The organism is Xylanimonas sp. McL0601, assembly GCF_049852175.1.
In the GTDB taxonomy this organism is placed as follows: Bacteria; Actinomycetota; Actinomycetes; order Actinomycetales; family Cellulomonadaceae; genus Xylanimonas.
The window spans coordinates 3423814-3445661 of sequence record NZ_CP187527.1 but is presented as its reverse complement, the minus strand read 5'-3'; the positions used below and the strand labels follow the sequence as shown (position 1 = coordinate 3445661).

Here is a 21848-nt window from a genome sequence, read left to right as displayed (position 1 = left end):
CCCGACGGTAACGCCGTATCGCTGCCGCCGCGGGGTGGGAGCCGCTCTGGCAGAGGGTGTGCTTCGGTGCTGGTTCCCGCCGAGAGCCGGCCGTCGTGCCCGAACCACGACGCCGGCCCGTGCGCGGCCGCTCCGCCGGCCCCGCGTGTCAGCGCAGCCGCCTAGGCTTGGTCACGCGATGACCTCTCTCTTCGATCACCTGCCCCTGCCCGGCTTCGGCGCCGCCGCCACCGGCGACACCTCGCGCCTGCCCTCGACCGCCCCGCGCTGGGACGCGTGGAAGGAGGGCGACACCGCCGGCGCGCCGGACTGGGTGCGCGACGCCGCGTCCGCGGTCGAGCCCGGCGGTCCCGACGACGTCGCCCCCCGCCGTGGACCGTTCGCGCACCTCGACCCCGACGAGCTGCTCGAGGGGCTGAACCCACAGCAGCGGGCCGCCGTCGTGCACCACGGGGCGCCGCTGCTGATCGTCGCGGGCGCCGGCTCGGGCAAGACGCGCGTGCTGACGCACCGCATCGCCTACCTGCTGGCGACGGGGCGCGCGCGAGCGGGGGAGATCCTCGCGATCACGTTCACCAACAAGGCCGCCGCGGAGATGCGGGAGCGGGTCGAGCACCTGGTGGGCCCGGCGGCGTCTCGCATGTGGGTCTCCACGTTCCACTCCGCGTGCGTGCGCATCCTGCGCCGCGAGTACAAGGTGGTCGGTCTGCGGTCGAGCTTCTCGATCTACGACGCCGCGGACTCCCAGCGGCTGGTCACGCTGGTGACGCGCGAGCTCAACCTGGACCCGAAGAAGTACCCGGCGCGCGGGCTCGCGAACCGCATCAGCGACCTCAAGAACGAGCTCGTCACCCCGGACGACTACGCCGAGCAGGGCGAGAAGGACCCGATCCTCGCCGACGTCTACGCCCGCTACCAGGCCCGCCTCCAGCAGGCCAGCGCGCTCGACTTCGACGACATCATCATGACGACCGTCCACCTGCTGCAGCGCTTCCCCGCGGTGGCGGAGCACTACCGGCGCCGGTTCCGGCACGTGCTCGTGGACGAGTACCAGGACACGAACCACGCGCAGTACATGCTGGTGCGTGAGCTCACAGGGGTGGGCGGGGACGACGACCTCGAACCCGGCGAGCTCACCGTCGTGGGCGACGCCGACCAGTCGATCTACGCGTTCCGCGGCGCCACGATCCGCAACATCCAGGAGTTCGAGCACGACTACCCGGACGCCACGACGATCCTGCTCGAGCAGAACTACCGCTCGACGCAGAACATCCTCACCGCGGCCAACGCGGTCATCTCCCGCAACGCCGACCGCAAGCCGAAGCGGCTGTGGACGGCATCGGGTGCGGGCGCCCAGATCGTGGGCTACGTGGCCGACGACGAACACCAGGAGGCCCGGTTCGTCGCCGAGGAGATCGACCGCCTCGGGGACTCCGACGACGTGCGGCCCGGCGACGTCGCGATCTTCTACCGGACCAACGCGCAGTCTCGCTCGCTCGAGGAGGTGCTGGTCCGCGTCGGCCTCCCGTACAAGGTGGTGGGCGGCACGCGCTTCTACGAGCGCCGTGAGATCAAGGACGCCATCGCCTACCTGCGCGCGCTGGCCAACCCCGACGACGACGTCAACCTGCGCCGCGTGCTCAACGTCCCGAAACGCGGGCTGGGAGACAAGGCCGAGTCGCTGCTGGCAGCCTTCGCCGAGCGCGAGCGCATCTCGTTCGGCGCGGCCGTGGAGCGCGCGGAGGACGTGCCCGGCATGAGCACGCGCACGCTCAACCCGCTGCGCGGCTTCCGCGACCTCATGGGTGACCTGCGGGCGACCGCCGAGGCGGGCGAGCCGCCGTCCGTGATCCTCGGGGCGGTGCTCGACCGCACGGGTTACCTCGCGGAGCTGCGGGCCTCCGACGACCCGCAGGACGCGTCCCGCGTGGAGAACCTCGCCGAGCTGCACGCCGTCGCGACCGAGTTCTCGGAGACCGACCCGGAGGGCACGCTCGTCGACTTCCTCGAGCGGGTCTCGCTCGTGGCCGACTCCGACCAGATCCCCGACGAGGACGTGGCGGACGGCGAGGCCGAGGCGGAGCCCAAGGTGGACCAGGGCGTCGTCACGCTCATGACGCTCCACACCGCCAAGGGCCTGGAGTTCCCCGTCGTCTTCCTCACCGGCATGGAGGACGGCACCTTCCCGCACATGCGCTCCCTGCACGACGACGCCGAGCTGGCCGAGGAGCGCCGGCTCGCGTACGTGGGGCTCACGCGGGCGCGCGAGCGACTGTACGTCTCGCGCGCCGGCATGCGCTCGGCCTGGGGCATGGCCAACGAGATGCCACCGTCGCGGTTCCTCGGCGACATCCCCGAGGAGCTGTGGGACTGGCGGCGGCGCGAGTCGTCGACGCAGTACCTACGCGGGGGCGGCTCGGCGTGGGGCTCGCGCGGCGGCTCGTCCTGGGGCGAGAGCCGCCGGGCGGGCGCGTCGAGGTCGGGCGAGTCGAGGTCGGGCGAGTCGTACGGTCCCAGCCGCCTCGGCCGGCCGAAGAACGGCTCGGCCGAGACCACGGGCGCGCGGTTCGGCTCCGCGACCCCGCGCAAGGACGTCGACATCCCGTCGCTCTCCGTGGGCGACCGCGTCACGCACGATGCCTACGGCTTGGGCACCGTGGTCTCGCTCGAGGGCGTCGGCGCGAACGCCGTCGCCAAGATCGACTTCGGCTCCGACGGCACCAAGCGGCTGCTGCTGCGCTACTCGCCGGTCACCAAGCTGTAGCCGCCCCGTCCGGGTGCGCTCCGCCGACCCGGGGTCGTGGCGGCTCACCGCCCGCCGCCGCCCTCCGGCCGGTGGGTCGAGCGGCCCGGAACGTCACGCCCCGCGGCGTCGTGGCGGAGCGTTCCGGGACGCTCACCGGCCGCTCGTCGGCCGTCTCAGGCCGCGCCCCGCCCGCGCTCGACGGCGGCGCGCAGCGCGGCGTCGTCGGACCCGGCCTGCGCGAGCGCCGACTGCAGCGCCTTCGCGGCGGGGGAGCCGCCGCGCAGGATGCCGAGCAGCAGGTGACCGGAGTCGATGCCGGCCGAGCCGAGACGGACCGCCTCGCGCAGCGCGAGCTCGAGCGACTTCTTCGCGTCGGGCGTGAACGGGATGTGCTTGCGGTCGTTCTGGCCGCGGGCGGAGGCGCGGTCGAACGAGCCCTCCCCGAACGTCGCGTCGGTCGTACGACGCACCTCGTCGAGGTCGATGCCGACCGCGGCGAGCGCCCCGGCGTCGAGCCCTGCACCGAGGAGGTCGCGGCGCAGAGTCTGCGCGAGCGCGGCCGCGTCGACCCCCGCAGCGTCGAGCGCGCTGCGGCCCGGGCCGCCGTCGGCCTCGGCGAGCGCGACGAGCACGTGCCGTGAGTCGATGGAGCGGGTGGGGACCGAGCGTGCGACGAACTGGGCCTCGATGACCGCCGCGCGGGCTTCCTTGCTGAACCTCTCGAACATCAGATCCTCCTGCCGAACTTCTTGTGGACGGCCTGCTTGCTGACGCCGAGCTCGTCCGCGATCTCCTGCCACGACCACCCGAGGCTCCGGGCGCGCTCGACCTGGAGCGTCTCGAGGCGGTCGGCGAGCTCGCGGAGCGCACGGACCGCGCGCAGGCCCCGGTGGGGGTCGTCGCTCGCCGCCGAGGCGGCGAGGGTCTGTTCACTGGCCATGTGTCAACCTTGGTTGACGCTCCTTGGTTTGTCAACCCTGGTTGACGGCGTGGTGTGCGTCACGTCGCAGGTGCGGGGTTCTTCGGACTTCTGCCGCCGGGCTACTCTGGGGCGGATGTCTTGACGTCGAGACATCGCCAGGCAGGCCTCGCCGGACCACGGGCACCGGGGCTCAACCGAGGGAAGGACGCAGCACGGTGGACCTGTTCGAATACCAGGCGCGCGACATCTTCGAGAAGCACGGCGTGCCCGTGCTCGGGGGCGTCGTCGCGACGACGCCGGACGAGGCCGAGGCCGCGGCGCAGCAGCTCGGCGGGGGGACCGTCGTCGTCAAGGCGCAGGTCAAGACGGGTGGCCGCGGCAAGGCCGGCGGCGTCAAGCTCGCGCACTCGCCGCAGGAGGCCGCCGAGAAGGCCGCCGAGATCCTCGGCATGGACATCAAGGGCCACACGGTCCACCGCGTGATGGTGGCCCAGGGCGCCAAGATCGCCGACGAGTTCTACTTCTCCGTGCTGCTGGACCGCTCGAACCGCTCCTACCTGGCCATGTGCTCGGTCGAGGGCGGCATGGAGATCGAGCAGCTCGCCGTCGAGCGTCCGGAGGCGCTGGCGCGCGTCGCGGTCGACCCGATCGTGGGCATCGACGAGGCCAAGGCCGCCGAGATCGTCACGGCCGCCCGCTTCCCCGAGGAGCTGCAGGCCCAGGTCGCCGCGGTGATCCAGCAGCTCTGGACGGTCTTCAAGGCCGAGGACGCCACGCTCGTCGAGGTCAACCCGCTGGTCCGCACCGAGGACGGCGCGATCATCGCGCTCGACGGCAAGGTCACTCTCGACGACAACGCCTCCGAGGTGCGCCACCCGGACCACGAGGCGCTCGAGGACAAGGCGGAGTCCGACCCGCTCGAGGCGAAGGCCAAGGCCAGCGGCCTCAACTACGTGAAGCTCGACGGCGAGGTCGGCATCATCGGCAACGGCGCGGGCCTCGTCATGAGCACGCTCGACGTCGTCGCCTACGCCGGCGAGCGGCACGGCGGCGTGAAGCCCGCCAACTTCCTGGACATCGGCGGCGGCGCCAACGCCCAGGTCATGGCCAACGGCCTGGACGTCATCCTCAACGACCCGCAGGTCAAGTCTGTGTTCGTCAACGTCTTCGGCGGCATCACCGCGTGCGACGAGGTCGCCAAGGGCATCGTCGGCGCGCTCGAGATCCTCGGCGACGAGGAGACGAAGCCGCTCGTCGTGCGCCTGGACGGCAACAACGTCGAGCTCGGCCGCGCGATCCTGCGCGAGGCGAACCACCCGCTCGTCACCCTCGCCGAGACGATGGACGGCGGCGCCGAGAAGGCCGCCGAGCTGGCCAACGCCTGACCGCCCGCGGACCGCAGAGAACAGAGACGAAAGAACAATGTCGATCTACCTGAACAAGGACTCGAAGATCATCGTCCAGGGCATCACGGGCGGCATGGGTGCCAAGCACACCGCCCTCATGCTCGACTCGGGCGCGCAGATCGTCGGCGGCGTCAACGCCCGCAAGGCCGGCACCACCGTGCAGCACAAGGACCACGAGGGCAACGACGTCACCCTGCCCGTGTTCGGCACGGTCAAGGAGGCCATGGCCGAGACCGGTGCCGACGTCTCGGTGCTGTTCGTGCCGCCGGCGTTCACCAAGGACGCCGCGATCGAGGCCGTCGACGCCGAGATGCCGCTCATCGTGGTCATCACGGAGGGCGTCCCGGTGCAGGACACGGCCGAGGTCTGGGCCTACCTGCAGGGCAAGAGCACGCGCATGATCGGCCCGAACTGCCCCGGCATCATCACGCCGGGCGAGTCGCTGGCCGGCATCACGCCGCACACGATCACGGGCAAGGGCCCGATCGGCCTCGTGTCGAAGTCGGGCACGCTGACCTACCAGATGATGTACGAGCTGCGCGACCTCGGGTTCTCGACGGCCATCGGCATCGGCGGCGACCCCATCGTCGGCACCACGCACATCGACGCGCTCGAGGCCTTCGAGAACGACCCGGAGACCCAGGCGATCGTCATGATCGGCGAGATCGGCGGCGACGCCGAGGAGCGCGCGGCGCTCTACATCAAGGAGCACGTGACCAAGCCGGTCGTCGGCTACGTCGCGGGCTTCACCGCCCCCGAGGGCAAGACGATGGGCCACGCCGGCGCCATCGTCTCGGGCTCGGCGGGCACCGCGGCCGCCAAGAAGGAGGCCCTGGAGGCAGTGGGCGTGAAGGTCGGCAAGACCCCGTCGGAGACGGCCGCCCTCATGCGCGAGGTCCTCGCGAGCCTCTGACACCCCGCTTGTCCGACGGCGCCCGCCCCGCGCACGCACGGGGCGGGCGCCGTCGCCGTCTCACGCGCGGTGCAGCAGCAGGAACGACTCCGCCCCGAACAGGTGCTCGACCGCCCACCACGTCGCCCGTCCGAAGTACGGCCGGGCGCCGGCCCGGTCGAGGACGCGTGGCGCGTCGACTGCGTGGTCCCGGCCCGTCCACGTCACCGTGGCGGAGCCCGCGGCGAGCACGTTGCGCACCCAGTTGGTGCCCGGCCCCCACGGGAGCACCACCACGAAAGCGTCGGGCGTGTGCATGACCGCGACGGGCACGGCGAGCTCGCGGCCCGTCTTGCGGCCGCGGTGGTGCACCACCGCCCAGATCGGGAAGAGCCGCCTCCCGGCGGCGACCCTGCTCAGAGGAGCGGTCGCGCGGGCGAGCCGCCAGGAGCCGCTGCGCGGCGGGCCGGCGTTGATCGACGTCGTCATACGGTCACGGTCCCGCGCCGCCGGGCCGCGGCGCTTCCCCGAGATCCGGGGGAACGGCTGACGGAAACCCGTCAGGCCCGCCCGTGACGGATGGCCCAGGCGGTCGCGTCCGCGCGGCCGCGCGCTCCGATCTTCCGGTACAGGTTCGCTGCGTGGCGCTCGACCGTGTGCTCGGCGATCCCCAGGGCGCGCGCGATCTGGGCGTTGGAGTCGCCGGCCGCCAGCAGCCGCAGCACGTCGCCCTCGCGGGGCGTCAGCGCGCCGTCGCGCGCGGGCGCCGGTGCGGTCACCTCGCCGTCGACGAACCAGCGGGTCACGAGCTCGAGGTCACCGGCCGACTCCTCGAGGAAGATCGTCGGGGTGGCGCCGGGCAGCTCGAGGAACCGGCCGTGGGGGAGCCGGGCCGCGAGCCCGCGCGACACGTCGGCGGGGATCTGGGCCGCGCCCTGGCGGTGCAGCACCAGTGCCGGGGCGACGACGCGCGGCAGCACGTCGCTGACGTCCAGCCGTGCGGCGGCGGCGAAGAACTGGGCGGCGAACGCGGGCGTCGTCGCCGCCCGGAACACGTCGGCGACGCGCGGCCCGTTCTCGCCGGCGTCCCAGCCGAGCCAGGTGCGCGCGGCCGTGTCGGCGAAGAGGTCCCAGTCCTGGCCGACCAGCGAGAGCAGCGCCTGCGTCTGCGCGGGCCCCATGGCGTCGCGCATCCTTGCGGCGCCGCCGAACAGCAGCAGGTGCCCCACGCGCTCGGGGTGCGCCGCGGCGAACGCAAGCGCCGCGGCCACCGAGTGGTAGTAGCCGAAGAGGTGCGCCCGGCACGGGCCGACGGCGTCGAGCACGGCCTCGAGGTCGCGCAGCTGGGCGTCGAGCGCGAGGTCCTCGGGGCCGGCCCGCCGGTCGGAGCTGCCGGTGCCACGCGCGTCGTACAGCACGAGCGTCACGTGGCGAGCGAGGTGCTCGTACGCGCGGCGCAGCGCGGGGACCCGCCACTGCAGGCGCACGTGGCTGAGCGAGGGCAGCCACACCACGACAGGCCCGGCGCCGACCACCTGGTACGCGACGTCGACTCCGTCCGTCGTGCGCGCGTACCGCACCTCGACCGCGTCCGTCTCCACCCGCCCATCCTGGCCCAGCGGGCCGCCGCGGGGAGCGCATCAGGGCCGTGCCGCCGCCGGCCCGCGCCCGGGGGCGGGCGCCGTCGTCGTGATGCCGCCGGTGTGGGAGACGGCGACGCGGCCCCGGGCTGGGCCACCATGTCCGGGTGAGCTCTACCCGGTCGACACCGCGAACCGTCGAAGGCACGTCCGAAGCCGTCGACGCACGCGGCGCCCGCGTCGCCCCCGCCATGTCCGGTGTCTGGGCGGTCGCGCAGGGCGTGGTGCTGAGCTTCGCCGTCGTGATCCTGCTCGCCGTCGTCGCCCTGCTCGGGGCGCCCGACGCCGGTGCCGAGCGGGTGCCGTGGGGCGCGGCGTCCCGCGTGGCCGGCGGCCTGTGGCTGCTCGGTCACGGCGTGCCGGTCGCCACCGCGGGCGCCACGATCACGATCGTGCCCCTCGGCATCGGCGCCCTCGCGCTGTTCACGACGTACGTCAGCGCGAAGCGGTCGGCGATCCCGGCACCGGCGGCGGTCGTGTCCGGCACCGTCACTTACCTCCTGGTCGTGGTCGCTGCGTCGGCCGCCGGTGGCGTCCGGGGCGCCGGGCTGGCGCTCGCGGCGATCGGGGCCGTCGTCGTCGGGGGTGGCGGCATGGTGGTCGGGGTGCTCGCGCAGCCTGAGGCGCCGCGCCTCGGCGAGGTCGCCGAGCGGCTGCTCGGCGTGCTGCCGCCAGTCCTGCGGCTCGGCCTGCGCGCGGGGTTCGCGTCGCTCGCGCTGCTCACCGGGCTCAGCGCCGCGCTCGTGGCCGTCTGGCTCGTCGCGGGCCGCGCCACGGCCGACGACGTGCTGAGCTCGCTCGCCCCCGGCTGGATCGGGGGCGTGGTGCTGGCCGTGTCCCAGCTCGCGCTCGTGCCGAACCTCGTCGTGTGGGCCTCCGCGTGGGTCGCCGGGCCGGGCTTCGCCGTCGGCCAGGGCACGACGTTCTCGCCGCGGGCCGTCGTCGACGGTCCGCTGCCGGCGCTGCCGCTGCTCGGCGCGCTCCCCGGCCCGGACTGGACCGGGGGCCGCTCGCTCTGGGTGCCGGCCGTCGTGGTGCTCTGCGGTGCCGCCGGTGGGTGGTTCGCGTGGCGCCGGCTCGAGCCGGCGCTCGTCCAGTGGCCCGACGTCGCCTGGGTGCTCGGCGGGCTCGCCGGCGCCGCGGGCCTGGGCGCTGCCGTGCTGCAGCTGTGGGCCGGGGGAGCGGCCGGCGCGGGCCGCCTCGCCGTCGTCGGCGCCGACCCGCTGCTCACGGGCGGGGTCGTGGCGCTCGAGGTGCTCGTGGGGGGAGCGGTCGTGGTGCTCACCGCGCACACGCGCCCGTGGCGGTACGCGGCCCGCCGCTGAACCTGGAAACCGGGACGCGCCTTCGGTGAACCGGGACGCCGCCGGCCCCGTCGACAGAAGGGGGCCCGACACGCGGACCCCTGACATCGAGGAGGCGTGTGTGACATGAGTGCAAGGCGAAGCGCCGTCGGTCTCGCGCTGGCGGTGGCGTTGGTCGGAGCGGTCGCAGGGACCGCGTCGGCGAACGGCACAGGACTAGGCAGGTTCCAGCAGGTGAACCTGGTCTCCGACCAGCCCGGGGTGGCAGCGCTCACCGACCCGGACCTCGTCAACCCGTGGGGCATGTCCCACGGCCCCACGACCCCCCTGTGGGTCTCCGACAACGGCACCGACCTGTCGACGCTCTACCGGACCGACCAGCCACCGGCTCCCGTCACCAAGGTGACGGCCGTTCGCGTCGCGATCCCCGGCGGCGGCGCCCCGACGGGTCAGGTCTTCAACGGCGGGACGTCGTTCATCGTGCCCGGCACCGGCATGCCGGCGCGGTTCATCTTCGCCGGCGAGGACGGTGACCTGTCCGCGTGGAACGGCGGGGCCTCCGCCGTCCTGGTCGCACACGTCAAGGGCGCGATCTACAAGGGCCTGGCACTGGTGCAGGGGTCCTATGGACCGAGGCTGCTCGCGGCGAACTTCCACGACAACCGGATCGACGTGTTCGACACGTCGTTCAACCGCGTGCACACCACGCACGCATTCCACGACCGGTTCCTGCCGAAGGGCTACGCACCCTTCAACGTCGCCGAGTTCAACGGCAAGGTCTTCGTGACATACGCCAAGCAGGACGCCAACCGCGAGGACGACGTCGCCGGCCCCGGCCACGGGTTCATCGACGTCTTCACCACGAGCGGCAGGTTCGTCGACCGCTTCGCTACCCACGGCGTGCTCAACTCGCCCTGGGGCATGGCCATCGCACCCGCGTCGTTCGGCAAGCTCGCCGGCAAGCTCCTGGTCGGCAACTTCGGCAACGGGCGCATCCACGCGTTCGACCTGCGGACCGGCGCCATGCTGGGCGCCCTGCGCGACCGCCACGGCCGGGTTCTGTCGATCGACGGTCTCTGGGGTCTGACTCCGGGCTACTCCGTCGCGGGCGGCACGAACTCCGTGCTGTTCACCGCGGGGCCCGACGACGAGCAGCACGGGCTGCTCGGCTACCTGCGACCTGCCGTCAAGTGACGCCCCCACGGCAGGCCACACGCGGCGCAGCGTGAGCTGACGCCGCACCGAACCCCTGGCCGCCACCCAGGCGACCAGGGGTTCCTCCTGTCGAGGCGGGCCACGGAGATCCGGACCAGTGCGGCGCGCGGCTACGCTGGGCTCCCGTGCAGACCCCCTCCGGCCACGCCGTCGACTCGAACCCTGCCGCTCGCCTCGTCGTCCTCGCCTCGGGCGGAGGCTCCAACCTCGCCGCGCTGCTCGCGGCGCACGACGCCCCCGCGTTCGGGGCCCGCGTCGTCGGGCTGGTGACCGACAAGCCGGCCGCCGGGGCGCTCGACCTGGCGCGTGACGCCGGCGTCGCGTCCGCCGTCGTCGACCCCGCGGACTTCGAGGACCGCGCGGCGTGGAACCGGGGCATCACCGAGGCGGTCGCGGTGTTCCGGCCCGACCTCGTGGTGCTGGCCGGGTTCATGCGGATCCTCGCGCCCGGCTTCCTCGACCGGTTCCCCGGCCGGGTGGTCAACACGCACCCGGCACTGCTGCCGTCCTTCCCCGGAGCGCACGGCGTGCGCGACGCCCTCGCGCACGGCGTGAAGGTCACCGGCTGCACTGTGCACGTCGTCGACGCGGGCGTCGACACGGGCCCGATCCTGGCGCAGGTCGCGGTGCCCGTGCTGGACGCCGACGACGAGGCGACCCTGCACGAGCGCATCAAGGTCGCGGAGCGCGCCCTGCTCGTGGAGACGGTGGGGCGCATCGCCCGCGAGGGCCTGACCGTGGAGCAGGGCCGCGCCACCATCGGGGGCTAGCTCGTCGCTGGGCAGCGCACTTCTGCTCATCCGCGCTCATCGACACGGTAGCGGGGGCGGCGGGGGCGGCAGCGCGGTCGGACGTGACGGACAAGACGCGGTCGGCGTCGGGCGCCCGCGGATAGACTGCCCCTCGGCCGTGACTGGCGAAGGTGGGTCACCACCGGGGAGCGGCCGGGCACCCCTCACACCCTCGGGTGCCGTCACCTCTGTGCGCCGCCCGCCTGGGCGCCCGGGGTCTTTCGATCGCTGACCGCCCGAACGACCCGAGGAGACCTCGATGTCCGCCACCGACAAGGTCCACGCCACCGCCCCCGACGTCCAGCTCGCCGACGACTCGCAGCGCCCGATCAAGCGCGCGCTCCTGAGCGTCTTCGACAAGACCGGCCTGGTCGAGCTCGCCACCGCGCTGCACGCGGCCGGCGTGGAGCTCGTCTCCACCGGCTCGACCGCCTCGACGGTCGCCGACGCGGGCCTGCCCGTCACGCGCGTCGAGGACCTCACCGGCTTCCCCGAGTGCCTCGAGGGTCGCGTCAAGACGCTGCACCCGCGCGTGCACGCCGGCATCCTGGCCGACTCGCGCAAGGCCGAGCACCTGCGCCAGCTCGACGAGCTCGACATCGCCCCGTTCGAGCTCGTCGTGGTGAACCTGTACCCGTTCGCCGCGACGCTCGCCACGGGCGCGGACGACGACACGATGGTCGAGCAGATCGACATCGGCGGCCCCTCGATGGTGCGCGCCGCCGCGAAGAACCACCCGTCGGTCGCCGTCGTCGTCGACCCGGCGCGGTACGACGACGTCGTCGCGGCCGTGAAGTCCGGCGGCTTCACCTTCGCGCAGCGCAAGGCGCTCGCGGCGGCGGCGTTCGCGCACACCGCGGAGTACGACGTCACCGTCGCGAACTGGTTCGCGAACCAGTACGTCCCGTCGGAGGACGGCTGGCCGGCGTTCACCGGCGGTGCGTGGACCAAGTCCGCGGTGCTGCGCTACGGCGAGAACCCGCACCAGGACGCGGCGCTGTACGCGGACGGGCGCGGCGCGGGGCTGGCTGCGGCCGAGCAGCTGCACGGCAAGGAGATGTCGTACAACAACTACGTCGACACCGACGCGGCCCGTCGCGCGGCCTACGACTTCACCGAGCCCGCGGTCGCGATCATCAAGCACGCGAACCCCTGCGGCATCGCCGTCGGGGCCGACATCGCCGAGGCCCACCGCCGGGCGCACGCCACCGACCCGGTGAGCGCCTACGGCGGTGTCATCGCAGCGAACCGCCCGGTCTCGGTGGCCATGGCCGAGAAGGTCTCGGAGATCTTTACCGAGGTGATCGTGGCTCCGGGCTACGAGGACGGCGCCGTCGAGGTGCTCGCGCGCAAGAAGAACCTGCGCATCCTCGTCGCCGAGGCGCCCGGCCAGGAGGCGCAGACGGAGGTGCGGCCCATCAGCGGCGGCATCCTCGTCCAGGCGCGGGACACGTTCCAGGCCGAGGGCGACGACGCGGCCACGTGGACGCTCGCCGCCGGTGAGGCCGCCGACGAGGCGACCCTCGCGGACCTCGACTTCGCGTGGAAGGCCGTGCGCGCCGCGAAGTCGAACGCGATCCTCCTCGCCTCGGACGGCGCCGCCGTCGGCATCGGCATGGGCCAGGTCAACCGTGTCGACTCGTGCCGCCTCGCGGTGGAGCGGGCCAACACCCTCGCCGACGGGCAGGAGCGCGCCCGCGGGGCGGTGGCGGCGTCGGACGCGTTCTTCCCGTTCGCGGACGGCCTGCAGGTGCTCCTCGATGCGGGCGTGCGCGCGGTGGTCCAGCCGGGCGGCTCGATCCGCGACGAAGAGGTCGTCGCAGCCGCGGCGGCGGCGGGCATCACGATGTACCTGACGGGCACCCGCCACTTCGCGCACTGACCCTGACCCAGCCGCCCGCGAGGGAGGGAAGCGGTCTGCTTCTCTCCCTCGCGGGCCGCGGCGTCAGAGCGTCGCGTCGCGGAGGCGAGCCGTCGGGTCCAGCGCGCGGGGCAGGTCGACCCGGAGCGGCGCACCGCCGTTCATCAGGCGGCGGACCGCGCCCACCTCGCGCGGGGTGTCCACCAGGAGCACCGCGCGCACCGTCGCCACCGGGTGGCCCTCAGGCGTCGTCAACGGGTGCCGGTCGAGAGCCCGCTCCAGGTAGAGGGCCGCCCACGGCCCGCCCGCGGCCGGGTCGCCGCGCAGCACGACGTCGTCGGCCGCCGACGGCAGCCCCAGCAGCGCGAGGTCGTGCCCGAGCTGCCGCGAGAACACGTACGGCGCGTGCCGCGGGATCGGCGCCAGCCCCAGCCGGGCGCGCAGCTCCTCCGGGTCCGCGGGCGAGGCGTCGCGGCCGAGCATCGCGCGCGCCGTCACCTCCGGGTCGTGCAGCGCGGCCGACCAGTGACCGCCGGGCACAGGCCCGAACACCGGGTGCTCGCGCACCGCGACGTCGCCGACGGCCCACACGCGCGCGAGCGTCGCCGGTGCGAGCCGCCCTGCCGGGTCGGTGGGGGAGGCGTGCCCGGTCAGGCGACCGGACGCGTCGACGCGCAGCCGTCCCGTCGCGTCGAGGGGCAGCGTGCCGACCAGCCAGCCCGACGCCGGCCGCGCCCCGACCGCGGCGAGCACCACGTCCGCGGGCAGGCGCTCGCCGTCCTCGAGCACGACGCCGTCGGGCTGCACCCGCGCGACGGACGACCCGGTGATGAGCCGCACCCCCGCGGCCTCGTACCAGGGCGCGAGGTGCGTCCCGACGGCGGCGCCGAGCTGCCGCTCGAGCGGCGTGGCGGCCGCCTCGACCACCGTGACCCGCACCCCCCGCCCGGCCGCGACGCCCGCGATCTCCGCCCCGATCCAGCCTGCCCCCACCACGACCAGCCGGAGCCCCGGGCGCAGGGCCGCACGCAGGCGGGCGGCGTCGTCCGCGGTGTGGAGCGTCCACGCCGACTCCCAGCCGGCGGGGCGCACGGGCGCCGAGCCCATGGCGAGCACGACGGCGTCCGCCTCGACACGGGCTCCGGACGCGCTGCGTACGGCGACGGCCTCGGGCGACGTCTCGAGGGCGACCGCAGAGTCGCCGAACCGCACGTCGTCCGCGAGCTTGGCGACGTCGACGCCGAGGTCGTCGCTGAGCCACACCGGCTCGGGGCGCGTGAACATCTCCTTGGACAGCGGGGGGCGGTCGTAGGGCGGCACGCCCTCGGCGCCCAGCAGAGTCAGCCGCCCGTCGAACCCGTGCTCGCGCAGCGCGGCGACCGTCTGCGCCCCTGCCAGCCCGGCGCCCACGACGATCACGCTGCGGGGCGGCTCGGGCGCCGGCGCGACGGGCAGAGCGGGGAAGCGGCGGGGCGCGGGACGGAGGGGCACGTCCTTCACGCTATCCGGCCGGGCGTGGGCTGTGGCGCCGGTAGGCTCGCAGACGTGGATCCCCACCCCCTGTTCCCGGGTCAGGCCTTGCCGTCGCGGCCTCCGGCGCACCCGAGGCTCCGCGGCCCCGACCCGAAGCGGTCGCTCGTGCTCGCGGTCGTGGGGGTGACGGTCGCCGCCCTGCTCGGCGCGCTCGTCAGCGCGCGCCTCGGCGCCCTCGCCGTCGCCGCGACGCTCGCCATCGCCGGGACGTGGCGGGCGGTCGCGCCGCGCGCCACGCACGCCGCGGGGATCGCGGTGCGCAGCAAAAGTCTCGACGTGTTCATGTACTTCGCGACGGCAGCGGCCATCGCGTTCCTCGCGCTGACCGTGCCCTACCTCGGCTGACGGCCACCTCCGCCGGACGCACCGCGGCCCCCGTCGACGCTCCGAGGAGACGACGGGGGCCGCGGCGCGTGAACGGCAGGCGTCAGGCCTGCGGCTCCTCGGGCTTGCGCGGGGCCTTGGGGGCCTCCGGAGCCTCGGGGGCCTCGGCCTCGACGACGTCCTCCGCGGGCGCGGCGTCGACCGGGTACTCCTGGGTGAACTCGGGCTCGGGCTCGTAGGCGACCGGGGCGACGGCGTAGGTCTCCTCGAGCTCGTCGAGGGCCTCCTCGCCGACGACGACGGTGGCGGGCGCGAACGCGCGGTAGCACAGGGCGGCCAGGGCGGCGCCGACCAGCGGCCCGACGAGGAACAGCCAGGAGTGCTTCCAGAGCGAGCTGTCGCCCGAGAACAGCGCCGACGCGAACGTGCGCGCCGGGTTGCTGAACGAGCCGTTGGTGATGGGCCACGAGACGATGTAGAGGGCGCCCAGCGTCAGGCCGATGACCGCGCCGGGGTAGGTGAACCGCGAGCGCTTGCTCGTGACGGCAAGCCAGATGCCCACGAGCACGGCCGCGATGATGACCTCGATGAGCAGCGCGTGCACGAGCGTGAACTCGCCCTGGCCCTGCGAGACGGTCGAGAGCGGCGAGTGCGCGCCCCAGCCGTTGCCGGTGCGGGCGAGCACGTCGCCGCGGCCGGAAAGGCCCAGCAGGCTGGCGTACGGCGCGGGAATGAGTGCCCACACGACGACGGCGGCCACCGCCGCGCCGACGAACTGCGCGAGCCAGTAAGGCAGCACGTCCTTCCACGCGGTGCGGCCGGCCAGCGCCGTGCCGAACGTGATGGCCGGGTTGAAGTGGCCGCCGGAGACGTGGCCGACGGCGGTCATGCCGGCCGCCACGAGGGCGCCGCCGACGAGGGCGACGAAGAGGGTCGCGTTCTGGTTCACCGCGGCGAACGCGCCGGTGGCGATGATGCCGAGCACCAGGATGAAGGTGCCGAAGGCCTCGGCGGCCAAGCGGGTGAAGAGGGGGTAGAGAGCCGTGGCCTCGACGACGGTGTCGGCCGGGGCGGTGACGCCGGTATGAGCGGCGTAGTCCTGGGACATGAGATTCCTTGAGTTCTCGTCCTGTGCTGTCTGGGGCACCGTACCGCCCTTCGCTGGACAAATCCGCCGCGGCCGGGCCCGGTCTCGGGCCGGGAGGTGCGCCGCATGCGCCTCCCGGCCCGAGCCTGTCAGTGGCGACCGGTCAGCTGGTCGAGCAGGTCGCCGTCGGCATCGTGGTGCTGCCGTTCTTGTAGACCGTGATCCCGAAGCTGTTGCCTGAGCCGTTCGGGATCGCGGTCAGCGTCCCGGAGGTCCCGGAGACGCTTGCGGACCAGGAGCTCTGGAGCGTCTGCCCGGAGGCCAGCTTGATGGAGACCTTCCAGCTGGACGAGCCGCTGACCGAGAGGTTCACGTTGAACCGGTCGGTCCACTCGCTGCCCTTGGTGACGCTCACGGTGCAGCCGCCCGACGGCGGCGGCGTCGTCTGCGTCGGCGTCGGGGTCGGCGTCGAGCCGCCGCCCGTCGAGCCGATCGTGATGTTCGAGCTTCCGGACGACTGGTAGCCCTCGGTGGCCAGGATCTGGTAGTCCTGCGAGCCCAGGTTCATGCCCTTCGAAGCCCAGGCGTTGAAGTGGTTGGCCACCGTGATGGTGCCGCCGACGCGCTTGGACTGCCGGACGCTCCAGTACTGCGAGAACGTCTTGTTGTCGCCCTCGATCGACGGCGCGTTGGTGCGGGTCGTCTTGTAGATGTCGTAGGTGCCGCCGTCGCTGGTGACGGTGCCCATCAAGGTGCCGGTGGGGCGGTAGGTGCCCCAGCTGTCGACGATGTAGTACTCGACCAGCGGGTTGTGCGACCAGCCGTAGACGGAGAGGTACGCGTTGCCCGACGGGTTGAACGTGCCCGAGTAGGTGATGGTGCGGGCCGAGCCGGTGGACCAGCCCTTGCCGGCGACGAAGTTGCCGGTGTTGCTCCACTGGGTCGAGTAGTTGCCGCCCGAGCCCAGCGTCATGGACACGGTGTTCTGCGAGTCGGTCCAGAACGAGTAGAAGTACCCGTTGTTGGTGCCCGTCTGGTTTGTCGTGACGGCCGCCGCGGCGGGCTGTGCCGTCACCAGTGCGGCGACGAGGAGGGCTGCGGTGGCGCCCGCGGCCACGATGGCCTGGGCGAGTCGTCCCCGTGCGGTCCGCGGCGTCAGTGCCGTGGAAATCGATTTCGACATGCTGAGTCACTCCCTTGTGGCAGTACGCGGTGATCTGAGATGGATCAGGTGGTGCTGGCGGTGCAGGAGTGCGGTGCGGCTTCCGCCTCGCCAGTGTGCAAGGGACCCGGGTTTAAGTCAACCGATGAACGTAATCTAGGTCACATTCCCGCGGGGGGCTCCTCGGCGAAACGACGGAGCGGCGAGCGGCCAACCCTCGCTTCCCGCAGCCGGGTGGGCCAGAGTGGCCCGTATGACATCACCCGTCACCGTCACCGTCACCGGGGCCGCCGGAATGATCGGGTACTCGTTGCTGTTCCGCACCGGCGCGGGGCAGCTCCTGGGCGCCGACACCCCGGTCCGCCTTCGCCTCCTCGAGATCCCCCAGGCCCTGCGTGTCGCCGAGGGCGTTGCCATGGAGCTCGACGACTGCGCCTTTCCCCTGCTGGCCGACATCGAGATCACCGCCGACCCGCGCGTGGCGTTCGACGGCGCCAACGTCGCGCTCCTCGTCGGCGCCCGCCCGCGCGGCAAGGGCATGGAGCGAGCCGACCTGCTCGGCGCCAACGGCGCGATCTTCGCCCCCCAGGGCCGCGCCATCAACGACGTCGCGGCCGACGACGTACGCGTGCTCGTCGTCGGGAACCCGGCGAACACCAACGCGCTCATCGCGGCCTCCAACGCGCCCGACGTGCCCAAGGAGCGCTTCTCGGCGATGACCCGGCTCGACCACAACCGCGCGCTGTCCCAGCTCGCGCGGCACGCCGGCGTCCACGTCTCCGAGGTGCGCCGGATGTCGATCTGGGGCAACCACTCGGCCACCCAGTACCCGGACGTGTTCCACAGCGTCGTGGCCGGGCGCCCGGGCGCCGAGCTGGCCGCCGACACCGCCTGGCTTGCCGAGGACTTCATCCCGACCGTGGCTCAGCGTGGCGCGAAGATCATCGAGGTGCGGGGGGCGTCGTCGCAGGCGTCCGCCGCCGACGCCGCGATCGACCACGTCCGCGACTGGTTCATCGGCACGCCGGCGGGCGACTGGACGAGCGCCGGAGTGTGGTCGGCGGGCCACTACGGCGTCCCCGACGGGCTGATGTGCTCCTTCCCCGTCACGAGCGACGGCAAGGGCTGGACGGTCGTGGAGGGGCTCGAGCTCGACCCGTTCTCGCGGGAGCGGATCGACGCATCCGTGGCCGAGCTGGTCGAGGAACGAGAGGCGGTCCAGGCGCTCGGGCTGATCTGAGCGTCCGCCCGGCGCCGCGTCTCCGACAGGTCGATAGAAAAGCAGGGGCCTGACGTCGGTGCCCCGGCTTAGGGTCATGGGGATGTCCACCACGACCCTCGGCCCCGGCACCGGTCTGCCCACTGCGGCCCCGGCACCCGCGAGCGCCGCCGACGACCCGTCCCGCCGCCTCGACTGGAGGCGCCTGCAGAGCGTCGTCGCCGTGCTCGCGCTCGTCGGGCTGACCGTCGGGGCGATCGGGCAGACGCTCGGCACCGTCGCGGCCGGCCAGATGGCCGAGTCGCCGGCGGCGACGACGCTGATCGTGCTCGCCGTGTGCATGATCGGAGGTGCGCTGCTGGACAACGCGGGCCTCGTGGCCTGGGCCGGCGTCGTCGACCGCGCCGAGGGACGCCTGCGCGGCGACCTGCTCACGGCCGCGCTGCGCCAGCCGCTCGCCGCGCTCGGCGAGCAGGCCGCCGGCGAGATCCTCGACCGGGTCGACGACGACACGCACGCCGTCGGCACGCTGGTGCGCCGGCAGCTGTGGGCCGCGGGGCGCACGCTCGCCGGCGTGGTGCCCATGTGGATCGTCGCGGGCGTGACCTGGTGGCCGGCCTGGTTCGTGTTCCCCGTGCTCGCTGGCGCCATCTGGTGGGTGGCGCGGCCACGGCTGGGCGAGATCGCCCGCCGCAAGGTCGAGGAGGAGAAGGCCTGGACCGACCACGCCGCCGCCTTCGAGGAGGCCGTCGCTGCGCGCGACGACCTGCGCACCAGCCTCGGGCGGAGCTTTGCGGTACGGCGCCTCGCCGAGCTGTCCGCGGTGGTGCACCGGCGGTTCAAGCACGTGCTCGACGTCGAGTACGGGCTGCTGCGCGTCTCGGGCCTGATCCTGCACGGGATGCTGGCCGCGGTCGCCGTCGTCGGGGTGGCGCTCACCTCCGCCGGCGATCTCTCGGTCGCCCAGCTCGTCACGTTGTTCCTGGTCACCGCCCGGTTCGTGGGGCAGGTCGACAACCTGGTGCACCACCTGCCCGACATCCAGGAGGGTCTCGGCGCCATCACGCGCCTGCGGCAGATGCTCGCCGTCGAGCCCGAGCCGACGGGCGGCGCCGACGTCCCGGCCGGCCCGCTGGACCTCGAGGTCCGCGACCTGCACTTTGCGTACGAGGAGGGGGCGTTCGCGCTCCGCGACGTCACCCTGCACGTTCCGGCGGGGCACACGGTCGCGCTCGTCGGGCGCACGGGGTCGGGCAAGTCGACGCTCGCCTCGGTGCTGTCGCGCGCGGTCGAGCCGCCGCCCGGCACGGTCCTGCTCGGCGGCGCCGACGTCCGGGACCTCGACCTCCAGAAGCTGCGCGCCGCCGTCGGCGTCGTCACGCAGCGCACGGAGCTGCTCGCCGGCACCCTGAGACAGAACGTCACGCTTTTCGCCGACGCCGTCCCCGGCGTGGTCGAGCGGGCCGTGCGCGACCTCGGCCTCGAGGACTGGGTGGCCGGGCTGCCGGACGGCCTCGAGACGTTGCTCGGACCGGGCGGCACCCGCCTGTCCGCGGGCGAGGAGCAGCTCGTCGCGTTCGCGCGGCTGCTGGTCCGGGACGTGCAGGTGGTCGTGCTCGACGAGGCGACCGCGCGCATGGACCCGCTCACCGAGTCGCGCGTCGTCGCCGCGTCCGAGCGGCTGCTGCGCGGGCGCACGGGCGTGCTCGTCGCGCACCGGCTCTCGACCATCGAGCGGGCCGAGCTGGTCGCGGTGCTGGACCACGGCCACGTTGTCCAGCAGGGCCCGCGCGAGCAGCTCGCCCAGGAGCCCGGCCGGTTCCGGTCGCTGCTCGAGGCGGGCGCCTCGGGCCTGCTCGACGGCGACCCGGCCGAGGTGGACGAGGTGCCGGTCGGCGCGGGCGCCGCGGAGGCAGCCGATGCCGCGGCCGACGCCGAGGTCGACGGGGGCGCCGGCGTCGGCGCCCGCCGCCGGACCGGACCGCCGCCCGCGCTCCGCCAGCCCGGCGACGGGCTGAGCCTGGCGCGCGGCGTCGTGAACCAGCTCCGCGTCATGCCGCGCTGGGGCCTGGTCGGCGCCGGGATGTTCCTGGTCGCGAGCCTGATCTCGGCGCAGGGTGCGGCGACCGGCTTCCTGTGGGGCCACGTCGTCGAGGCGCTGCGCACCGGCGTCGGCACCACCTGGCTGCTCGTCGCGATGACGGTGCTGCTCGTCGCCGCGCCCCTGTGCCTGGCGTGGGCCATCTACGTATACCCGCGCTGGTGGATCGAGGTGCTCCTGCGCGTCCGGATGGCCGTGATGGCCGGGCAGACGAAGCAGCACCGGCTGCCGGCCACCCCGCCGGGGGAGATCGTCGCGCGGTCCATGGACGCCGACCGCTTCGTGCGGTACGCCGACCGCTGGGTCGACTTCACGAACGGCCTGGTCATCGTGGCCGTCACCGCGCTGCTCGGCTGGTCGTGGCAGGCGGGCGCGGTGCTGCTCGCCGTCATGGTCGTGCCGGCCGCCGCGTCGGCACTGGGCCGGCCCGTCGCCGGCCGCTCGGCGGCGCAGTCCTCGGCCGCCCGGGCCCGCTTCGGCCGCGCGCTGGTCTCGACGCTCGACGCCGCTCGCACCGTCAAGCTGGCCGCGCGCACGCCGCAGGTCCGCGGGCACCTCCGCGACGTCGACGCCGGCCGCGTCGACGCCGCGATCTTCGAGCACCGCGTCCAGGCCGTGCTCGACGGCGTGCCGAACGTCATGATCCAGGTCGGCGTCGTCGCCGCCTGGTTCGCGCTGCTGCACCACTCATGGGACCTGGCCACGACGCTGCTCGTCGCCAACGCCGTCACCGGCTTCGGCTGGTTCGGCACGGTCGCGGGCGCCGTCGTCACCGAGGCACCCGGCACGCGCGCGTGGCAGCGTGCCACGAGCCGGTTCGCCGACGGCGCCGACCTGTGCGCGCTGCCCGACGGCGTCGACCTGGTCGCGGGCACGGCCCCGACCCCCGCGGCCGGGGCGCGCGACCCGCTCGAGAGCCTCGAGCTGCAGGGCGTCACGGCCCTGCACGACGACGGCACCATCGGCGTCGCGGGCGTCGACCTCGCCGTGCGGCGCGGCGAGCTCGTGCTGCTGCTGGGCCGGGTCGGCTCGGGCAAGTCGAGCCTGCTCGCGGCGCTCGCGGGGCTCGTGTCGCACACCGGGACCGTCCGCTGGAACGGCGCTCCGGTCGGGGACGCGCAGGAGTTCCTGCGGCCGGGCCGGGTCGCGCACGTCGCGCAGGTGCCGCGCGTGCTCTCGGGTACCTTCGCGGACAACGTGCGGCTCGACCACGCGCGCGACGTCGTCGGGCCGCTCGAGGCGGCGCGGATGGCCAGCGACGTCGCCGACGCCGGCGGGCCCGACGCGCTCGTCGGGCATCGCGGCGTGCGGCTCTCCGGCGGGCAGGTGCAGCGCCTCGCGCTCGCGCGGGCGCTGGCGGCCGACGCCGAGGTGCTCCTGGCCGACGACGTGTCGTCCGCGCTCGACGCCGCGACGGAGATCGAGCTGTGGGAGTCGCTGCGCTCGCGCGGGACGACGGTGCTCGGCTCGACCTCGAAGCAGGCGGCGCTGGCGCGGGCCGACCGCGTGGTGGTGCTCGTCGACGGCGGTGTCGCCGAGGTCGGCCCGTGGCGCGATCTCGCGCCGCGCTGGGGGCACCTGGCGGGCTGACCGGGAGCCGGTGGTTGAGCCGGTCGAGACCGCGCAGGTCTCGACAGGCTCAACC

At 73.9% G+C, this 21848-nt stretch carries 17 protein-coding genes and 1 riboswitch; of the genes, 10 read left to right on the top strand and 7 right to left on the bottom strand.

What is annotated here, in order from left to right; genetic code table 11:
• The first annotated feature begins 178 nt into the window (after nt 1-178).
• A complete protein-coding gene (pcrA, locus tag ACO4JP_RS15890) occupies nt 179-2764 on the top strand; it encodes a DNA helicase PcrA (RefSeq protein WP_425954951.1) in 2586 nt (861 codons plus the stop codon).
• 155 nt (nt 2765-2919) lie between these two features.
• On the opposite strand, the gene ACO4JP_RS15885 is transcribed toward pcrA, so the two are convergent.
• A complete protein-coding gene (locus ACO4JP_RS15885; RefSeq protein WP_425954950.1) occupies nt 2920-3474 on the bottom strand; it encodes a Clp protease N-terminal domain-containing protein in 555 nt (184 codons plus the stop codon).
• Complete coding sequence (locus ACO4JP_RS15880) at nt 3474-3686, bottom strand: RNA polymerase subunit sigma-70 (RefSeq protein WP_425954949.1); 213 nt, start codon at nt 3684-3686, stop codon at nt 3474-3476. Before ACO4JP_RS15880 ends, ACO4JP_RS15885 begins: the two co-directional genes overlap by 1 nt.
• A 197-nt stretch (nt 3687-3883) precedes the next feature.
• On the opposite strand from ACO4JP_RS15880, the gene sucC reads away from it, so the two are divergent.
• Both sucC and sucD read left to right on the top strand, forming a co-directional pair.
• Nucleotides 3884-5053, top strand: coding sequence for an ADP-forming succinate--CoA ligase subunit beta (gene sucC / locus ACO4JP_RS15875; RefSeq protein WP_425954948.1), 1170 nt, complete (start codon nt 3884-3886; stop codon nt 5051-5053).
• Between the two features lie 37 nt (nt 5054-5090).
• On the top strand, nt 5091-5987 hold the full coding sequence (sucD, locus tag ACO4JP_RS15870; protein ID WP_425954947.1) for a succinate--CoA ligase subunit alpha: 897 nt from the start codon (nt 5091-5093) through the stop codon (nt 5985-5987).
• A 60-nt stretch (nt 5988-6047) separates the two neighbouring features.
• Here sucD and ACO4JP_RS15865 read toward each other — a convergent pair whose 3' ends face one another.
• A complete protein-coding gene (locus ACO4JP_RS15865; RefSeq protein ID WP_425954946.1) occupies nt 6048-6455 on the bottom strand; it encodes a nitroreductase/quinone reductase family protein in 408 nt (135 codons plus the stop codon).
• Nucleotides 6456-6526: 71 nt separating this feature from the next.
• Nucleotides 6527-7567 carry an alpha/beta fold hydrolase gene (locus ACO4JP_RS15860; RefSeq protein ID WP_425954945.1) on the bottom strand — a complete coding sequence of 347 codons (1041 nt, stop codon included), beginning with the start codon at nt 7565-7567 and terminating at the stop codon, nt 6527-6529.
• A 146-nt stretch (nt 7568-7713) separates the two neighbouring features.
• Here ACO4JP_RS15860 and ACO4JP_RS15855 point away from each other — a divergent pair, with 146 nt between their 5' ends.
• From ACO4JP_RS15855 to purH, 4 genes are all read left to right on the top strand, one after another.
• The gene (locus tag ACO4JP_RS15855) at nt 7714-8931 is read left to right on the top strand and encodes a DUF6350 family protein (protein WP_425954944.1); all 1218 of its coding nucleotides are present in this window, start codon (nt 7714-7716) and stop codon (nt 8929-8931) included.
• A gap of 213 nt (nt 8932-9144) precedes the next feature.
• On the top strand, nt 9145-10104 hold the full coding sequence (locus ACO4JP_RS15850; protein ID WP_425954943.1) for a TIGR03118 family protein: 960 nt from the start codon (nt 9145-9147) through the stop codon (nt 10102-10104).
• Between the two features lie 146 nt (nt 10105-10250).
• A complete protein-coding gene (gene purN / locus ACO4JP_RS15845; RefSeq protein WP_425954942.1) occupies nt 10251-10895 on the top strand; it encodes a phosphoribosylglycinamide formyltransferase in 645 nt (214 codons plus the stop codon).
• Nucleotides 10896-11024: 129 nt separating this feature from the next.
• Nucleotides 11025-11132: riboswitch (ZMP/ZTP riboswitch) on the top strand.
• Nucleotides 11133-11175: 43 nt separating this feature from the next.
• Entirely contained in the window at nt 11176-12798 is a 1623-nt protein-coding gene (gene purH, locus ACO4JP_RS15840) for a bifunctional phosphoribosylaminoimidazolecarboxamide formyltransferase/IMP cyclohydrolase (protein ID WP_425954941.1), read from the top strand.
• A 63-nt stretch (nt 12799-12861) separates the two neighbouring features.
• On the opposite strand, the gene ACO4JP_RS15835 is transcribed toward purH, so the two are convergent.
• Complete coding sequence (locus tag ACO4JP_RS15835) at nt 12862-14268, bottom strand: NAD(P)/FAD-dependent oxidoreductase (RefSeq protein ID WP_425954940.1); 1407 nt, start codon at nt 14266-14268, stop codon at nt 12862-12864.
• A gap of 147 nt (nt 14269-14415) precedes the next feature.
• Between ACO4JP_RS15835 and ACO4JP_RS15830 the strand changes: the two genes are divergently transcribed.
• Nucleotides 14416-14655 carry a DUF3017 domain-containing protein gene (locus ACO4JP_RS15830; RefSeq protein ID WP_425954939.1) on the top strand — a complete coding sequence of 80 codons (240 nt, stop codon included), beginning with the start codon at nt 14416-14418 and terminating at the stop codon, nt 14653-14655.
• Between the two features lie 82 nt (nt 14656-14737).
• On the opposite strand, the gene ACO4JP_RS15825 is transcribed toward ACO4JP_RS15830, so the two are convergent.
• A complete protein-coding gene (locus ACO4JP_RS15825) occupies nt 14738-15742 on the bottom strand; it encodes an MIP/aquaporin family protein (protein ID WP_425954938.1) in 1005 nt (334 codons plus the stop codon).
• A gap of 142 nt (nt 15743-15884) precedes the next feature.
• A complete protein-coding gene (locus ACO4JP_RS15820; RefSeq protein ID WP_425954937.1) occupies nt 15885-16838 on the bottom strand; it encodes a glycoside hydrolase family 11 protein in 954 nt (317 codons plus the stop codon).
• Between the two features lie 298 nt (nt 16839-17136).
• Between ACO4JP_RS15820 and ACO4JP_RS15815 the strand changes: the two genes are divergently transcribed.
• Together ACO4JP_RS15815 and ACO4JP_RS15810 are read left to right on the top strand one after the other, a co-directional pair.
• Nucleotides 17137-18123, top strand: coding sequence for a malate dehydrogenase (locus ACO4JP_RS15815; RefSeq protein WP_425954936.1), 987 nt, complete (start codon nt 17137-17139; stop codon nt 18121-18123).
• Nucleotides 18124-18205: 82 nt separating this feature from the next.
• Nucleotides 18206-21793, top strand: a complete 3588-nt coding sequence (locus ACO4JP_RS15810; RefSeq protein ID WP_425954935.1) for an ATP-binding cassette domain-containing protein — start codon at nt 18206-18208, stop codon at nt 21791-21793.
• The last annotated feature ends 55 nt before the right edge of the window (nt 21794-21848 follow it).